The following is a 14,711-nucleotide window of genomic DNA, read 5'->3' as shown; positions in this document are numbered from 1 at the left end:
ATCGCCGCATGGGTGACTTCCCCGGACAGCTCCGCGGTGCGCGGCTACGAAAAGCCGTGCTCGACGCGACACTGGCCCGCATCGAGGCGGCTGGGATCGGCGCGGTGCGGATCGCCGATGTCGCCGCGGACGCGGGCGTGCACGAGACATCGATCTATCGACGGTGGAAAACGCTGCCCCGATTGCTCCTGGACGCCCTGCTGTCCCTGGTGGCCGAAGAGATCCCGCTTCCGGATACCGGGTCGTTGCGCGGCGATCTGGAGCGATTCGTGACCGATCTGATCCGTTTCGCGCAGACGCCATCCGGACGGGCCCTGATACGCGGCAGCGTGATCACCGAGGCCGACCCCGAGGTCGATGTGATCCGCCGCGAATTCTGGGTGCGGCGGCTGTCGGCCTCGGAAGAGATCGTCCGGCGCGGCATCGCCCGCGGGGACGCGGTACCGACGGCGGACCCCCGGCTGACCGTGCTGACGCTGGGCGGCCTGATCCATCTGCACGTCACGCAACTCGGCGGAGAACTGCCCGCCGGCCTGGCGCGCGACGCCGTCGATCTCGTCCTCGCCGGCATCACGCCGCGCTAGCGCGATTCCCGGGAGTAGGCGGCACGTTTCGGAATCTCTCAGGAAAGCCGACCATGATGACCACTGTGGGCCGATCACGCGGGTAGGTGGCCTGCGGATCTACGATCGTGGCGGCAGGAACCGTCCGGCGAGCGAAAGGCGTGGTGAGCGCACGGTGAGCAAAAACCAGGGTGGGAAGTCGAACCCGCTGCTGGCGGCGGAACGCGCCGACCGCAACCGCAAGATCTTGATCCAGGTGGCCGTCGCCGCCGTGCTCGTCGCGCTGATCGCGGCGATCGGCATCGGCATCGCGGTGAAGAAGGCCCGCAACGACGATCCCGGCCCCACCCCGTCCATCGCGGCGACCGGCACCACGAACGCGGGCCCCGTGCCCGCCTCGATCACCGACAACGGCGCCATCCGGATCGGCAAGCCGGACGCGAAGGTCACCGTGCGCGTCGTCGCCGACCTCCAGTGCCCCGCCTGCAAGGCATTCGAGGCGGCCAACGGACAGGTGCTCGAGGACGCGGTGGCCAACGGCACCGCGGCCGTCGAATACAACATCATCGCCTTCCTGGACAAGGCCTCCACCACGCGGTACTCCTCGCGCGCGGGCAGCGCCTCCTACTGCGTCGCCGAAGCCGACCCGTCGAAGTACCAGGCTTGGCTGAGGACGATGTTCGCGCAGCAGCCACCGGAGGGCGGCGCGGGTCTGTCCGACGACCAGTTGGTCCAGATCGCCAAGAGCGCGGGCTACACCGACGACGCCGTCGCCCAGTGCATCACCGACCACAAGTACGACAAGTACATCCAGGCCCGCACCAAGGAAGTGCTGGACAGCGGCATCCAGTCGACGCCCTCGGTGTTCGTCGACGGTAAGAAGGTCGAGTCCAGCCAGGAGATCTTCGGTAACGGCGCTCTCGCACCCGTGATCAGCGCCGCCGCGGGCCGATGATCACCGCGGGGCCCCGGGCGGCCTGGGTCCTGTTGATCGGCGGGCTGGCCGGCTGGCTGGCCGCGGTGGCGCTGACCGTGGAACGGTTCAAGCTGTTCACCGATCCCGGTTACACGCCGTCGTGCAGCATCAACCCGATCCTGTCCTGCGGGTCGGTGATGGTGACCGACCAGGCCGCCGTCTTCGGGTTCCCCAACCCCTTGATGGGCATCGTCGGGTTCACGGTCGTCGTCACGCTGGCCGCGCTGTCGGTGGCCGGGGTCGGCTTCCCGCGCTGGGTCTGGGGTGGGCTGTGGCTGGGCAACCTGCTCGGGCTCGCCTTCGTCTGCTGGCTGATCTTCGAGAGCCTGTACCGGATCAACGCGCTGTGCCCGTACTGCATGGTGGTCTGGGCGATCATCACGCCGCTGCTCGCGGTGAGCACCGATCAGCTGTGGGGGCGTTCCCGTGGTCCGCTCGGCGTGCTCGCCGAATGGCGCTGGACGCTCGTCGCGCTGTTCTTCGCGGTCGTGCTGCTGCTGGTGTTCCTGCGCTTCCAGGATTACTGGCTGTCGCTGGTCTGACCCCGATCAGTTGGGCGGGCCTGCGACCAGCGCCACCGGTACCGTGCGCCGGCCACTCGCGCCGGTGATGCCCAAGCGGATGGTGTCGTTGGGCTTGTGTGTGTTCAGCGCACTGCGCAGGGACTGCGCGTTGGTGACGGCGCGGTCGTCGATCGAGGTGATCACGTCACCGGCGGCCAGACCGGCGGCATGGGCCGGCAACCCGTACAGCGCCGCGTCCACCCGGGCTCCGGTACCGACCGGCAGTGCGTTGGAGACCAGCACGCCGAGAGTGGCCGTGGGTCCGATGTGCACGGTGTCGGTCGGGGTGCCGGAGCGGATCTGATCGACCACCCGCATCGCGGCGTCGATCGGCACCGCGTAGCCGTTCGCCGGGTGGTCGGCCGCCCGCGCTCCCTCGCCCGACGCCGCCGCGATGACGCCGACCACGGAGGCCTTCCGATCGACCAGCGCTCCCCCGGACTGTCCCTGCGTCACCGCCGCCGCGACCTCCAGCATCCCGTTGAGCGCTTTGCGCGACAGATCGGCGGCGTTGACCGCCACGATCGCGGTGTCCAGGTCGGTGAGGGGACCGTGCACCGCGGTCGGCGTGCCGCCGGTCCCGCCCGCGTTGCCGATCGCCAAGACCTCCTCGCGCACGCGCAGTCCGGCCGACGTGCCGATGGTCGCGGTGGGCAGTTCGGTTGCCGCGGCCAGGTCGAGCAGCGCGATGTCGGCCTCGGCGTCGTAGCCGAGCACCTCCGCGTCGTAGACCTTGCCGTTGCCCACGTCGGTGACGGTCACGGTGTCGGCGCCCTTGACCACGTGATGACTGGTGAGCACCTCGCCGTCGGCGGTGAGGACGATGCCTGATCCCGCCGCGCCGGGCCCGGACCGCTCGGTCGAGGCATTGATGTTGACCAGCGCCGGGCGCACCGCCGCGGTGACGAGCCCGAGGTCGAGCGGCTCGGGCGGAGCGAACGCGACCGGGGCCGCGGTCCCGGCGGGGCCGGGCCGGTCGCTACCGGGCGGTTCACCGCGATATCCGAGGAACGCGGCGACCGCGAGCACGAGGGTGACGACGAGCACGAACACCCGGCCACCACGCGGCGTGCGCCGCGCTCCGGTCCACTGTTGCCGTTCTTCGTCCATGGCACTCCCGCCTCGGCCGAACCGCTCACCGAATCCATTGTCGCCGGAGAACGCCGCCGAAGATCATCGATCCGGCGGAAAATATGCCGTGAGCGGGTCTTTTCCGTGTCACAGTTGGCAATCGCACCCATGCGACGGTAGGCATGTCCTCATGAGCACAGCCGCCGCCTACGCCCTGTCCACCCCTGATGGCTCGTTCGAGAAGGTCACGATCCAACGCAGGGACCTGGGCCCGCGCGACGTGCTGATCGACATCGAATTCGCGGGCATCTGCCACTCCGACATCCACACCGCCCGTGACGAGTGGGGCAGAACCCGCTACCCCTGCGTGCCGGGCCACGAGATCGCGGGTGTGGTCGCCGCGGTCGGGGCCGCGGTGACCAGGCACAAGGTCGGCGACCGCGTCGGCGTCGGCTGCATGGTCGATTCCTGCGGGGTCTGCGCGCCCTGCCTGGCCGACGAGGAGCAGTACTGCACCGCGGGCGCGACCATGACCTACAACAGCACGGTCGACCCGGCGGTGCAGCCCGGCGGGCACACCCTCGGCGGTTACGCCACGCAGATCGTGGTGACCGAGAACTTCGTCGTCGCCATCCCCGAAGGGATCGGCCTGGATGTGGCCGCGCCGCTGCTGTGCGCTGGCGTCACGCTGTACTCGCCGCTGCGGCACTGGAACGCCGGACCGGGCAAGAAGGTCGCGGTCATCGGCATGGGCGGGCTCGGCCACGTCGGGGTGAAGCTGGCGGCCGCCATGGGCGCCGAGGTGACCGTGCTGAGCCATTCGCTGAGCAAACAGGACGACGGCAAGCTCTTCGGCGCGAGCGCCTACTACGCGACCAGCGACAAGCAGACCTTCCGCGAGCTGCGCGGCCGATTCGACCTGATTCTCAACACCGTGTCGGCGGACCTGCCGATCGATGACTACCTGCGGCTGCTGAACCTGGACGGCACCCTGGTGATCCTCGGTCTCCCCGACAACCCGATGAGCGTCAAGCCGTTCAGCCTCGCCGGGTACCGCCGCTCGCTGGCGGGCTCGATGATCGGCGGCATCGCGCAGACCCAGGAGATGCTGAACTTCTGCGCCGAGCACGGTATCGGCGCCGAGATCGAGCTGATCGCCGCCGACGAGATCGACGGCGCCTACGACCGGGTCGTGGCCAGCGACGTGCGCTACCGCTTCGTCATCGACGTTTCGACCATGTGAGCCTGCTCGCCGTACCGGCGCGGCCACCCGAAGTCCGGCCGCGAACCGGTCGCGGCGTGGGTACCTTAGCGGTGTGTCTGTGCAGGACGACGACGAGACGCCACCCGCCGACGGCGCCCGCGGTATGCCGCCTTGGCTGCCGCGCGCGTTCCTGCTCGCCGCGGCGACGATCACCGGGTTGCTGGCGGCCTTCTGGGTGCTCGAGCGGCTACAGGGCCTGCTGACGGTCCTGCTGGTCTCGCTGTTCCTCGCCTTCGCGATCGAGCCCGCGGTGAACTGGCTGGCACGGCGCGGCATGCGGCGCGGTCCCGCGACCGGGTTGGTGTTCATCGTTCTGGCGGCCCTCGTCTTCGGCTTCCTCTGGACGCTGGGCGCCCTGCTGGTCGAGCAGGTCACCACCTTGGTGAAGAACGCCCCCGAATACGCCGACCGGGGCGTGGAGTGGATCAACCACACCTTCCATCAGGATCTGTCCAGTACCGACATCCAGAAATACGCCACCGACTGGAGCTCGACCCTGGAGGGCTACCTCACCGGGTTGGCGGGCAACGTGTGGGGCATCGGCACCGCCGCGCTCGGCGCGCTCTTCCAGGGTCTCGGCATTCTGCTGTTCACCTACTACTTCGCCGCCGACGGGCCCAGGATCCGCACGGCCGTCTGTTCGCTGCTGCCGCCGCGGCGCCAGCGACACATATTGCGCGCGTGGGACATCGCGGTGGCGAAGACCGGCGGTTACATCTTCTCGCGCGGGCTGCTCGCCCTCGTCTCGACGCTGGCGCACTACGTGATGCTGCGGGTACTCGACGTGCCGTCCGCGTTCGCCCTCGCGCTGTGGGTTGGCGTGGTCTCCCAGTTCATCCCCACGGTCGGCACCTATCTCGCCGGCGCGCTGCCGGTGATCGTCGGCCTCGTGCACGGCCCGAGCACCGCGCTGTGGATTCTCGGGTTCATCGTGCTCTACCAGCAATTCGAGAACTACGTGCTGCAACCGCGCGTCACCGCCTCCACCTTGGACATGCACCCGGCCGTCGCGTTCGGGGCGGTGCTGGCGGGCGCGGCGCTGCGCGGCGCGACCGGCGCACTGCTGGCCATCCCGGTCACCGCGACGGTGCAGGCGTTCGCCGGCGCCTATATCCGCCGCTACGACGTCCCCACGGACGTGGAGGCCGACATCGAGCGCACGAGTCCGCCCAAGCGGCGCCGAAAGTTCGCAAGACAGTTGACCCTCCGCCTGGCGGGCCGTCACAACCCGCCCGCGGAATGAGTCCACGCCTGACCGGCGTATCCCACGCCATGGGTAGCCAGGGATCGCGCGCCGATGTAGAACTTCTCGGAAACGATTCGCACCACTCGGTGCCGAGGCTGGATGGGAACAATGCTGAAGAGGCCGCCGGACCTCGCCTTCGACCTCGGCAAGATGCACCGCAGGCGCAACGACCTGGCGGCCGCGCGCGAGGCGTTCCAGATCGCGATCGCCTCCGGTCATCCGAACTGGGCGCCGCTGGCCGCCGCGGAGCTGGGCGGGCTGCTCAGCGCGTCGGGTGACAAGCCGGCCGCGGAAGGCGCCTACCACGTGGCGGTCGACTCCGGCCACGAAGACGCGGCGCCGCGCGCGGCCTACAATCTCGGCCTGCTGCTGGCCGAACGCGGCGATATCGCGGCGGCCGAAGCGATGTACGAGCGCGCCGCCGCGTCCGGCCATGCCGACGCCGCACCACGGGCCTGGATCAATCTCGGCTACTCGCGGGCCAAGCGCGGCGACTCTGACGCGGCGCGCACGGCCTACCAGCACGCCATCGACGCCGGACCCGGCGATATCGCCCGGCTGGCGCTGTCCAACCTGGCCTACCTCCTGCGCACCGAGGACGACCTCGCCGGCGTGAAAGCCGCCTACCGCTCCGTGATCGACGGCTGGCCCGGGGATCAGGCGCTCATCGTCGCGGGCGATCTGGTGCAGCATCTCGACGAGGCGGGCGATTGGGCGGGAGCCAGGGAAATCAGCCGGTCCATGGCCGAATCGGACGATCCCGCGGTCGCCGCGCGGGCCAGCTTCGAGGTCGGGGTGTTCAGCGAGCGGCTCGGCGAACCGGACGTGGCGCTGGCGGCGTTCCAGCGTGCGCTGGATTCGGCGGATGCCGAAGCCCGCACCCGGGCGGCGGGCGCGCTCGCTCCGACCTACCACGAGCGCGCCGCGACCGTGCTGCGCGAGACGGACTGGGCGGCGCTGGCGCACGCCCACGGGTCCGCGGGCGACGCTGCGGCCATGCTCGCCGATCTGATCGGCACGGATGTCGACGACCAGGTGCGCGGGGTCGTCTTCCTGTTCTCCGCCGTCCTGCATCAAGGGTCGATCTACTCCGTCACCGCGCCCGCCGCCGAAGTCGTGCTCGGCGCCCTGCTGCACGAGCGCACCGAGGTGACCTACGCCCGCGCCTGGCTGCGCGAGCCGCAACCGCTGCGGGTGGAACTGCTCAACTGGCTGCACGAGGTGATCGCCACCGCGGCATGGCAATCCGCCGCCGAGGACGACGCCGATCTCACTCCGGCCGACCGCGCCGCGGCCGCGGACTGCTTGGCACTGCTGCCACGCGTGCGGGCCGCCACGGCGGCCGCGCTGGCCGTCGCCGAGGCCGACGCGGTGGCCGACGCCGCCACCGACCTGCTCGCCACGTTGAGCGCGCTGCCCGCCGTCAGCGGGCGATCGCGCTGAGCACCGCGGCGACCGACTGTTCGGCGAGTTCGTCCGTCAGCGGCAGGTGTCCGAACAACGCGCGGAAGTAGATCGGCGCGGCAACCGAGTCCAGCACGAAATCCACATCTATGCCCGGATCCACTTCGCCGCGCGCGATGGCCGAGCGCAGGGCCGTCGCCGTGGTTTGTCGGCGCGGTTCGAAGACGGTGGCCAGGAAGTGGGCGCGCAACCCGCTCGTCGCCCGCCAGGTCCGCGACCAGCGCGGGCAGCACCCGGTGCAGCGAGGTGTCGCGCAGTGCGATGACGAGATCGCGTATGGCGCGGGTCAGGTCGGCGCGGAGGTCGCCGGTGTCCGGAGTCGGTTGCAGGCCGAGCAGCCCGGCCACCACGTCGACCACCAAGTGCCGCTTCGACGGCCACCTGCGGTAGATCGCGGGCCGGTGCAGGCCTGCCCGCGACCTGACCGATGGACGGGTGAGAAAGACCGAGGGCCTCAGTCGGTGGACTCCACCCGCCTGCGTATGCGGCGCGCCGCGGCGACCAGATTGCGCAACGACGGCTCGAGCTGCCAATAGTGCCGGGTCTTCAGACCGCCGTCCGGATTGGCCCACAGCCGCTGCGGCGTCACCGCTTCGGCTGCCGCGGTGAGCAGTTCGTCCAGCTCATCGATGTCCGGGATGCGCGCGGACCGGCTCTCGTACACGCCGGGGCCGACGCCGTGACTGAGCCCGTGCCCGGAGGCGCAGTCCTCCTTCAGCGCCCGCAGCACCCACTCGATCGAGCGGGTCGCCACGATGGCGGTGACGTCGGCGTCGAGTTCCTCGATCGCCTCCACCACCTCGGCACGGCCGGAATATCCGATGTGCGTGTGGATCTGCGTCTCGGCCCGCACCCCGGAGGTGGCCAACCGGAACGCGCCGATCGCCCAGCGCAGGTATTCGGCGCGGCCCTCCGGGCGCAGCGGCAGCATCTCCCGGATCGCCGGTTCGTCGACCTGGATGATCGCGATGCCCGCCTTCTCCAGGTCCATCACCTCGTCGCGAATGGCCAGCGCCACCTGGTCGGCGGTCTCGTGCAGCGGCTGGTCCTGCCGGACGAAGGATCGGGCGATCATGGTGACCGGCCCGGTGACCATGCCCTTGACCGGCTTGTCGGTCAGCGACTGCGCGTAGCTGATCCACTCCACCGACATCGGCGCCGGGCGCGACACATCGCCGTAGATGATCGGCGGCCGCACACAACGGGATCCGTACACCTGCACCCAGCCGAAGCGGGTGGTCGCGAAGCCGTCGAGCAACTCGGCGAAGTACTGGATCATGTCGTTGCGCTCGTGCTCGCCGTGCACCAGCACATCGAGGCCGATGTCCTCCTGCAACCGGATCGTCGCCTCGATCTCGGCCTCGATCCGCTTGCGGTACTCCTCGTAGGACAACCGGCCCTCACCGAGTTCGTAGCGCGCCTGGCGGATGCGGGCGGTCTGCGGGAAGGAACCGAGCGTGGTCGCGGGCACCGGCGGCAGGTTCAGCTTGCGCTGCTGAGCTTCGCGGCGCACCTCGTAGGGCTCCCGCGAGCGCATGTCCGGGGTGACCGCGTAGACCCGCTGCCGCACCGCGTGCTTCTGCTTGAAGTGCACCTCGGTGGGGCGCTTGCGCCACTTGTCCGACGGGCCTTCGGTGAGCGCCTTCGCGAGCGAGACCACCTCGCCCACCTTCTGTTTCGCGAACGCGAGCCGGTCGGCGACGTGCCCCTCGATGTCGTATTCGATCAGCAGGTCGTAGGGCACGTGCAGCAGCGTGGTCCCGGTCGAGACGACCAGGTCCGGGCACACCTGGGCCAGTTCGTTGAGGTATTCCAGCGTGACGTAGCGGTCCGCGCGCCACACGTTGCGACCGCTGATCACACCCGCGTACAGGCGCTTGCGGCGGATGCCTGGCACCGCGGCGAGATCCTCCGGGCGCATCCGGTAGCTGGCCAGGTCGAGACCGATCGCCTCGATATTGGTGCCCGCCAGGATGGTCAGCGCCTCGCCGAAATCGCCGTACTGTCCGGTGACCAGGATGCGCGGGCGCAGCGGGGCCTTGCCCAAGCGGTGATAGGCGGCCTCGAACGCGGCCAGCTCGGCGGGCGCGCGCTCGCTGGTGAACGCGGGCTCGTCCAGCTGCACGCAGGTGGCGCCACGCTTGGCGAGGATCTCGAACAGTTCCTCGTAGACCGGCAGCAGCTTGTCCAGCAGGCCGAGGGTGTCGAATCCGCCGGACTCACCGGGGATGTGCCCGGCCTTGGACAGCAGCAGCAGCGACACCGGGCCGATGACCACCGGCCGCAGTTCGATGCCGACCGCCTTCGCGCGGTCGAATTCGTCGAGCAGCGCCTCGGGGTGCAGCGAGAACTCGGTGCCCGCGTCCACTTCCGGCTGGCGGTAGTGGTAGTTCGTGCCGAAGAACCGGACCAGCTCGAGCGGCGGCAGATCCGGGCGGCCGCGCGCCATCAGGAAGTAGAAGTCCAGCGGATGCAGTCCGTCGCGGTAGGGCTCGAACCGCCGGGGCACCGCACCGAACAGCAGCGCGTTGTCCAGCACGTGGTCGTAGAAGGAGAAGGTGTTGCCCGGCACCTGGGTCAGTCCGGTGGCGGCCAGCTCGTTGAACTGGGTCTCCTGGATCTCGCGACCCACCGCCAGCAGTTCTTCGCGGTCGAGCGAACCGTGCCAGTAGGCCTCCAGCGCCCGCTTGAGCTCGCGGTGCGGCCCGATCCTGGGATAGCCGAGAATGCTCGACCCGTAGCCGTCGGTCACGTTCACCATGAGCGGGACAACCCCTTTCGATCACCTGCGCGGCCCGCCGAGATCGACGGGACGATCCAGCGCTGCGCTCTGGATACCCAGCCGAGCCGTCGACATGGCCCGGCTGTTGTGCAGCTTATGCCGATTGCCGTCACCGGCTCGGCAACACCAACTTCTGGTCGACTCCGCATCGAGGTGTGCCGGTGTCGTTTCTCACCAGTCCCGTGCCGTTGCGTCGGTCGATCGTTCGGAACTCGCTGGCCTGACCCCGTCGGGCGCGAGTCTTACGAGCGCCGTTCGCGGCCCGTCTCGCGTCCGAGTGTCCGTTGCGCATGCGCCGAAGGCGCGAGCAGCGGACGCTCGGACGCGAGACTTCCAGGGGCCGCGAACACGCAGCGCCGTAGGCGCTGCAAATCAACACAGCAAATCAGGCCCTGTACTGGTAGAAGCCCGCGCCGGTCTTCTTGCCGAGCAGTCCCGCCTCGACCATGCGCATGAGCAGCGGCGGGGCCGAGTACAGCGGCTCCTTGAACTCGCCGTACATGGAGTCGGCGATGGACTTGACCGTGTCCAGGCCGACCAGGTCGGTCAGCGCCAGCGGGCCCATCGGGTGGGCGCAGCCGAGCACCATCGCCTTGTCGACGTCCTCCTTGGTGGCGAAGCCGGACTCGACCATGCGGATCGCCGACAGCAGGTACGGCACCAGCAGCGCGTTGACCACGAAGCCGGAGCGGTCGGCCGAGCGCACGACCTGCTTGCCGAGCACCTCGCCCGCGAAGGCCTCGGCCCGTACGGAGACCGACTCGCTGGTCTTCAGCGTGGTGACCAGCTCGACGAGCGGCAGCACCGGCACCGGGTTGAAGAAGTGCATACCGACCACACGCTCGGGGTTCGCCGTGGCGACCGCGATCTTCATGATCGGGATGGACGAGGTGTTGGAGGCCAGTACGGCCGAGGGGTCGGTGACGACCTTGTCGAGTTCGGCGAAGATGCTGGTCTTGACCTTCTCGTCCTCCAGCACCGCCTCGACCACCAGCTGGCGATCGGCGAAGTCGCCGAGGTCGGAGGTGAACCGCAGACGCCAGGCGGCCTGTTCGCGCTCGCGCTCGGTGATCTTGCCGCTGCTCACGCCGCGATCGAGGGACCGGAGGATGCGCGCGCGACCGGCCGCGGCCAGTTCCCGGGTCTGCTCGAACACCAGCACGTCGACGTGCGCCCTGGCACACACCTCCGCGATTCCTGCGCCCATCTGGCCCGCGCCGATAATGCCGACGCGTTGGATCTTTTCGCTGCTCACGTCCCGCTCCTGCTGGGTTGTCTGGCTCTGGGGTGGCTGGTCTGCGAAGGTGCCGCTCCGGTGTGAGCGCGTCCTTCGATGGTCCAAGGTATAGGGATGCCCTCCCCGCCGGGGCTGTTCAGCGGGGAGGGCAGTACACCCCTACCGGAGTAGAGGATCGGCGGTTTTCACGTCGGGAACCTCACTTCCCTAGCGAGCACCAGTGGTAGGCATCCGTTCGTGAGTTCGGCTGCTTACGCAACCGCTCACGCGCGAGGCCATCGAGCGCCGTTCGCGGCCCGTCTCGTGTCCGAGTGTCCGGTGCGCATGCGCCGCAGGCGCGAGCAGCGCGCGCTCGGACACGAGACTCACAGGGGCCGCGAACACGCCGCGCGGAGGCGCGGCTTAATGAAACTGCCCCTCTTCGGTGGAGCCCTTGAGCGCCGCGGTAGAGGTGTTCGGGTCCACGGTGGTGGCGATGGTGTCGAAGTAGCCCGCGCCGACCTCACGCTGGTGCTTGATCGCGGTGAAGCCACGCTCGGCGGCGGCCTTGAACTCGCGCTCCTGCAGGTCGACGAAGGCGGTCATGCCCTCGCGGGCGTAGCCGTAGGCCAGGTCGAACATGCCGTAGTTGAGCGAGTGGAAGCCGGCCAGGGTGATGAACTGGAACTTGAAGCCCATCGCGCCGAGCTCACGCTGGAACTTCGCGATGGTCGCGTCGTCCAGGTGGGCCTTCCAGTTGAAGGACGGCGAGCAGTTGTAGGCCAGCAGCTGGTCCGGGAACTCGCCACGGACGGCCTCGGCGAACTTGCGCGCGACCTCGAGGTCCGGCACGCCGGTCTCCATCCAGATGAGGTCGGCGTAGGGGGCGTAGGCCTTGGCACGCGCGATGCAGGGCTCGATGCCGTTCTTCACACCGAAGAAGCCCTCGGGGGTGCGGGTGCCGTCCAGGAACTCACGGTCGCGCTCGTCCACGTCGGAGGTGATCAGGGTGGCGGCCTCGGCGTCGGTGCGGGCGATGATCACCGACGGCACGTCGGCGACGTCGGCGGCCAGACGCGCGGAGGTCAGGGTGCGGATGTGCTGCTGGGTCGGGATCAGCACCTTGCCGCCCAGGTGGCCGCACTTCTTCTCGGAGGCCAGCTGGTCTTCCCAGTGCACACCGGCGGCGCCGGCGGCGATCATGGCCTTCTGCAGCTCGTAGGCGTTCAGCGCGCCACCGAAGCCGGCCTCGGCGTCGGCGACGATCGGCGCCAGCCAGTTGGAGACGGAGGTGTCGCCCTCGACCTTGGCGATCTCGTCGGCGCGCAGCAGCGCGTTGTTGATACGGCGGACCACGGACGGAACCGAGTTGGCCGGGTACAGCGACTGGTCGGGGTAGGTGTGGCCGGACAGGTTCGCGTCACCGGCGACCTGCCAACCCGACAGGTAGATGGCCTTCAGGCCGGCGCGGACCTGCTGGACCGCCTGGTTGCCGGTGAGAGCGCCGAGGGAGTTGATGTAGTCCTCGTTATTGACGAGATCCCAGAGGATCTCCGAACCGCGGCGGGCGAGGGTGGCCTCCTCGACGACGGTGCCCTGGAGCTTCGACACCTGCTCCGCGGTGTAGTTACGGGTGACGCCCTTCCAGCGGGGGTTGGTGTCCCAATCCTGCTGGATTTCCGCGGCGGTCCTCGGGGTGCCGGTGGTCGACATCTGTGACTCCACTTCTTCGTTCGGTCCATGCCGCCCGGTCCCGAGCTACGAGGCAGCTCGTACTGCTGGAGCGGCAATTTGCAGGCTTGCTAGGCCTTTGGGGTGTACTTCCACACGATGGCACACGAAGAAATGGGCGTCTACCTGTTGTTAGTGTGAATCTCAGCTAGGTTTTCCGACACCTTTGCTAACTCTGCAAAATTTGCCACTGAATTGCAAAGGTGCAATCTACTGGCCGGTAGCGCTGACGTGCGGTTTTAGCGTAACGCTTGTACTGTTAGCGATCGGCGGGCGGCCCTCCCTCCCCAGGGGTCGGCATTCCGCACTGTGAGCACCTTCACAAGTCCCGGCAGGCGCCTTTCGTGTGGGCCACGCCACCCGTCGGCGAGTGGGCCGAACGGGCGGAGGGCCGCCCGCGAGGGGCGCCGAACCGCCTACTCCGGCACACCGAGGACCTCACACACCTTGGCGGCGTACGCGGCCGGGTGGGTCAGGTTCCCGTTGTGCCCGCCGGGGAATTCCACCGCCGGCTCGCCGCACAGGGTCGCGAGTTCCTGTGCGGCCTTGTAGTCGAAGACCTGCCGGGGTGTGGTGCGCCCGCAGGCAGGAACGATGCGCACCGGCGACTGCCGCAGCGGCGCGACATCGAGATGGTCGGCGCGGATCGCGGTGAAGTCGTGCTCGAGGAAGTACTCGAAGTTCGCGGCGCGCTCCGGTCCGAGCGGAGGCGCGGTGACGCCGGATTCCCGATCCTGGTTCCGCGGATCTATCCCCAGCGTCCGCACCATCGGCGCGAGCGCCGCTTGCCAGCCGTGCTCGGCGAAGACTCGCTGACAGTCTTCGAGTTCAGCGAGCTGAACGGCGCGGTCGGCGGCGGCGAGCAGCCACGGCGTGACGGGCTCGTGTGCGATGAGGGTGTGCAGCCGATCCGGATGCCGAACCGCGAGGTGCAGGCCGATGGCCGCTCCCATGCTGCAACCGAGCATGCGCACCGGCTCGCCGGTCAACGCCGAGAGCAGGCGGAACACGTCCTCGGCGTGCGTCGCCACCGAGGCGGGCCCGAGGGGCTCACGCAGCACACTGCGCGACAGTCCGCGCCGGTCGTAGGTGACGACGGTGAAGCGCCGCTCGAGGTGGGCGACCAGATCCTCGCTGCGCCGCGCGTCCCCCTCCCCGCTCTGCGCGATCAGCAATATCGGACCGCTGCCGCGAACTTCGTAGTACAGGTCGGCTCCGGAGACCTCGAGGGTGCCGGTGGAAATCGTGCTCATGCCACCTACGGTAATCAATCAAAACAGATACATCAAGACTGATGCATCTTTATTGATGTATTGTTCCCCTGTGGACGGAGTCGAACTGTTCCTCTTGGGCCGGACGCTGATGAAGCTCGGCGAGGACGCCTTGCCGACAGCGGGACTCGGCGGTGGCCACCGACCCGTGCTCGTCGTGTCGAGCGACATCCTCGAACACCCCGACAGCACCGTCGGCGAGATCGCCAACCGCACCGGTCTTCCCCAGAGCGCGGTGTCCACCGCGGTGGCCCGCCTCAAAGAGGCCGGCTCGATCACCTCCACCGTCGACCCACGCGACCGCCGACGCACCCTGGTCCGCGCGGCCCAGGAGGCTTCACCACGAGTCGCCGAAGTGCGAGCGACACCCGTGGACGACGCGGTGGCGGCAGCGCTGGCCGACGACGACCCGGCCGCCGTGCGCGAGGTGCTCGACGCACTCGCCACACTCACCCGCCACCTACGCCCCCGCGAACCCCGCCCCCTCGCCTGACGAGTGACACGTCGGCGAGAGCCCCACTCGCGTCTCGCCACAGCCATGTGCCACTCGTCGCGGTAGAAGAT

At 69.1% G+C, this 14,711-nt stretch carries 13 protein-coding genes; 7 read left to right on the top strand and 6 right to left on the bottom strand.

The window, feature by feature from the left end:
- Window positions 1–8: 8 nt before the first annotated feature.
- From NG1_RS04130 to NG1_RS04120, 3 genes are all read left to right on the top strand, one after another.
- Window positions 9–584, top strand: a complete 576-nt coding sequence (locus NG1_RS04130) for a TetR-like C-terminal domain-containing protein (protein WP_062968122.1) — start codon at window positions 9–11, stop codon at window positions 582–584.
- 154 nt (window positions 585–738) lie between these two features.
- Window positions 739–1,518, top strand: a complete 780-nt coding sequence (locus tag NG1_RS04125) for a DsbA family protein (protein WP_062968120.1) — start codon at window positions 739–741, stop codon at window positions 1,516–1,518.
- The gene (locus NG1_RS04120; protein WP_062968119.1) at window positions 1,515–2,081 is read left to right on the top strand and encodes a vitamin K epoxide reductase family protein; all 567 of its coding nucleotides are present in this window, start codon (window positions 1,515–1,517) and stop codon (window positions 2,079–2,081) included. The genes NG1_RS04125 and NG1_RS04120 overlap by 4 nt, the downstream gene beginning before the upstream one ends.
- 6 nt (window positions 2,082–2,087) lie before the next feature.
- On the opposite strand, the gene NG1_RS04115 is transcribed toward NG1_RS04120, so the two are convergent.
- A complete protein-coding gene (locus NG1_RS04115) occupies window positions 2,088–3,212 on the bottom strand; it encodes a S1C family serine protease (RefSeq protein WP_062968117.1) in 1,125 nt (374 codons plus the stop codon).
- Between the two features lie 151 nt (window positions 3,213–3,363).
- Between NG1_RS04115 and NG1_RS04110 the strand changes: the two genes are divergently transcribed.
- The 3 genes from NG1_RS04110 (at window position 3,364) to NG1_RS04100 (ending at window position 7,126) form a co-directional block, all read left to right on the top strand.
- Window positions 3,364–4,416, top strand: coding sequence for an NAD(P)-dependent alcohol dehydrogenase (locus tag NG1_RS04110; protein ID WP_062968115.1), 1,053 nt, complete (start codon window positions 3,364–3,366; stop codon window positions 4,414–4,416).
- 73 nt (window positions 4,417–4,489) lie between these two features.
- Window positions 4,490–5,680, top strand: a complete 1,191-nt coding sequence (locus NG1_RS04105; RefSeq protein WP_062968113.1) for an AI-2E family transporter — start codon at window positions 4,490–4,492, stop codon at window positions 5,678–5,680.
- Window positions 5,681–5,791: 111 nt separating this feature from the next.
- A complete protein-coding gene (locus NG1_RS04100) occupies window positions 5,792–7,126 on the top strand; it encodes a tetratricopeptide repeat protein (RefSeq protein ID WP_062968111.1) in 1,335 nt (444 codons plus the stop codon).
- On the opposite strand, the gene NG1_RS38070 is transcribed toward NG1_RS04100, so the two are convergent.
- The 5 genes from NG1_RS38070 to NG1_RS04075 all read right to left on the bottom strand — a co-directional run bounded on the left by NG1_RS38070 (window position 7,107) and on the right by NG1_RS04075 (window position 14,129).
- Window positions 7,107–7,337 carry a TetR-like C-terminal domain-containing protein gene (locus NG1_RS38070; RefSeq protein ID WP_062968109.1) on the bottom strand — a complete coding sequence of 77 codons (231 nt, stop codon included), beginning with the start codon at window positions 7,335–7,337 and terminating at the stop codon, window positions 7,107–7,109. The genes NG1_RS04100 and NG1_RS38070 overlap by 20 nt on opposite strands.
- Window positions 7,338–7,601: 264 nt before the next feature.
- The gene (gene metE, locus NG1_RS04090) at window positions 7,602–9,908 is read right to left on the bottom strand and encodes a 5-methyltetrahydropteroyltriglutamate--homocysteine S-methyltransferase (protein WP_062968106.1); all 2,307 of its coding nucleotides are present in this window, start codon (window positions 9,906–9,908) and stop codon (window positions 7,602–7,604) included.
- A 406-nt stretch (window positions 9,909–10,314) separates the two neighbouring features.
- Window positions 10,315–11,184: a 3-hydroxybutyryl-CoA dehydrogenase gene (locus tag NG1_RS04085; protein ID WP_040870526.1), complete on the bottom strand. Its 870-nt coding sequence runs from the start codon at window positions 11,182–11,184 to the stop codon at window positions 10,315–10,317.
- A 384-nt stretch (window positions 11,185–11,568) separates the two neighbouring features.
- Complete coding sequence (aceA, locus tag NG1_RS04080; RefSeq protein ID WP_062968103.1) at window positions 11,569–12,858, bottom strand: isocitrate lyase; 1,290 nt, start codon at window positions 12,856–12,858, stop codon at window positions 11,569–11,571.
- Between the two features lie 434 nt (window positions 12,859–13,292).
- On the bottom strand, window positions 13,293–14,129 hold the full coding sequence (locus NG1_RS04075; protein ID WP_062968101.1) for an alpha/beta fold hydrolase: 837 nt from the start codon (window positions 14,127–14,129) through the stop codon (window positions 13,293–13,295).
- Window positions 14,130–14,199: 70 nt separating this feature from the next.
- Here NG1_RS04075 and NG1_RS04070 point away from each other — a divergent pair, with 70 nt between their 5' ends.
- A complete protein-coding gene (locus NG1_RS04070; RefSeq protein WP_157113851.1) occupies window positions 14,200–14,640 on the top strand; it encodes a MarR family winged helix-turn-helix transcriptional regulator in 441 nt (146 codons plus the stop codon).
- Window positions 14,641–14,711 lie beyond the last annotated feature (71 nt).

It is taken from the genome of Nocardia gamkensis NBRC 108242 (assembly GCF_001612985.1).
GTDB classification, from domain to species: Bacteria; Actinomycetota; Actinomycetes; order Mycobacteriales; family Mycobacteriaceae; genus Nocardia; species Nocardia gamkensis.
This window is presented reverse-complemented; position numbering and strand designations above follow the sequence as displayed.

What these genes read in the sequence shown, in the direction of transcription:
- NG1_RS04130 (WP_062968122.1), top strand. Translation starts at nt 9, where the DNA reads ATGGGTGACTTCCCCGGACAGCTCCGCGGTGCGCGGCTACGAAAAGCC.
- NG1_RS04120 (WP_062968119.1), top strand. Translation starts at nt 1,515, where the DNA reads ATGATCACCGCGGGGCCCCGGGCGGCCTGGGTCCTGTTGATCGGCGGG.
- NG1_RS04115 (WP_062968117.1), bottom strand. Translation starts at nt 3,212, where the DNA reads ATGGACGAAGAACGGCAACAGTGGACCGGAGCGCGGCGCACGCCGCGT.
- NG1_RS04110 (WP_062968115.1), top strand. Translation starts at nt 3,364, where the DNA reads ATGAGCACAGCCGCCGCCTACGCCCTGTCCACCCCTGATGGCTCGTTC.
- NG1_RS04100 (WP_062968111.1), top strand. Translation starts at nt 5,792, where the DNA reads ATGCTGAAGAGGCCGCCGGACCTCGCCTTCGACCTCGGCAAGATGCAC.
- metE (WP_062968106.1), bottom strand. Translation starts at nt 9,908, where the DNA reads ATGGTGAACGTGACCGACGGCTACGGGTCGAGCATTCTCGGCTATCCC.
- aceA (WP_062968103.1), bottom strand. Translation starts at nt 12,858, where the DNA reads ATGTCGACCACCGGCACCCCGAGGACCGCCGCGGAAATCCAGCAGGAT.
- NG1_RS04075 (WP_062968101.1), bottom strand. Translation starts at nt 14,129, where the DNA reads ATGAGCACGATTTCCACCGGCACCCTCGAGGTCTCCGGAGCCGACCTG.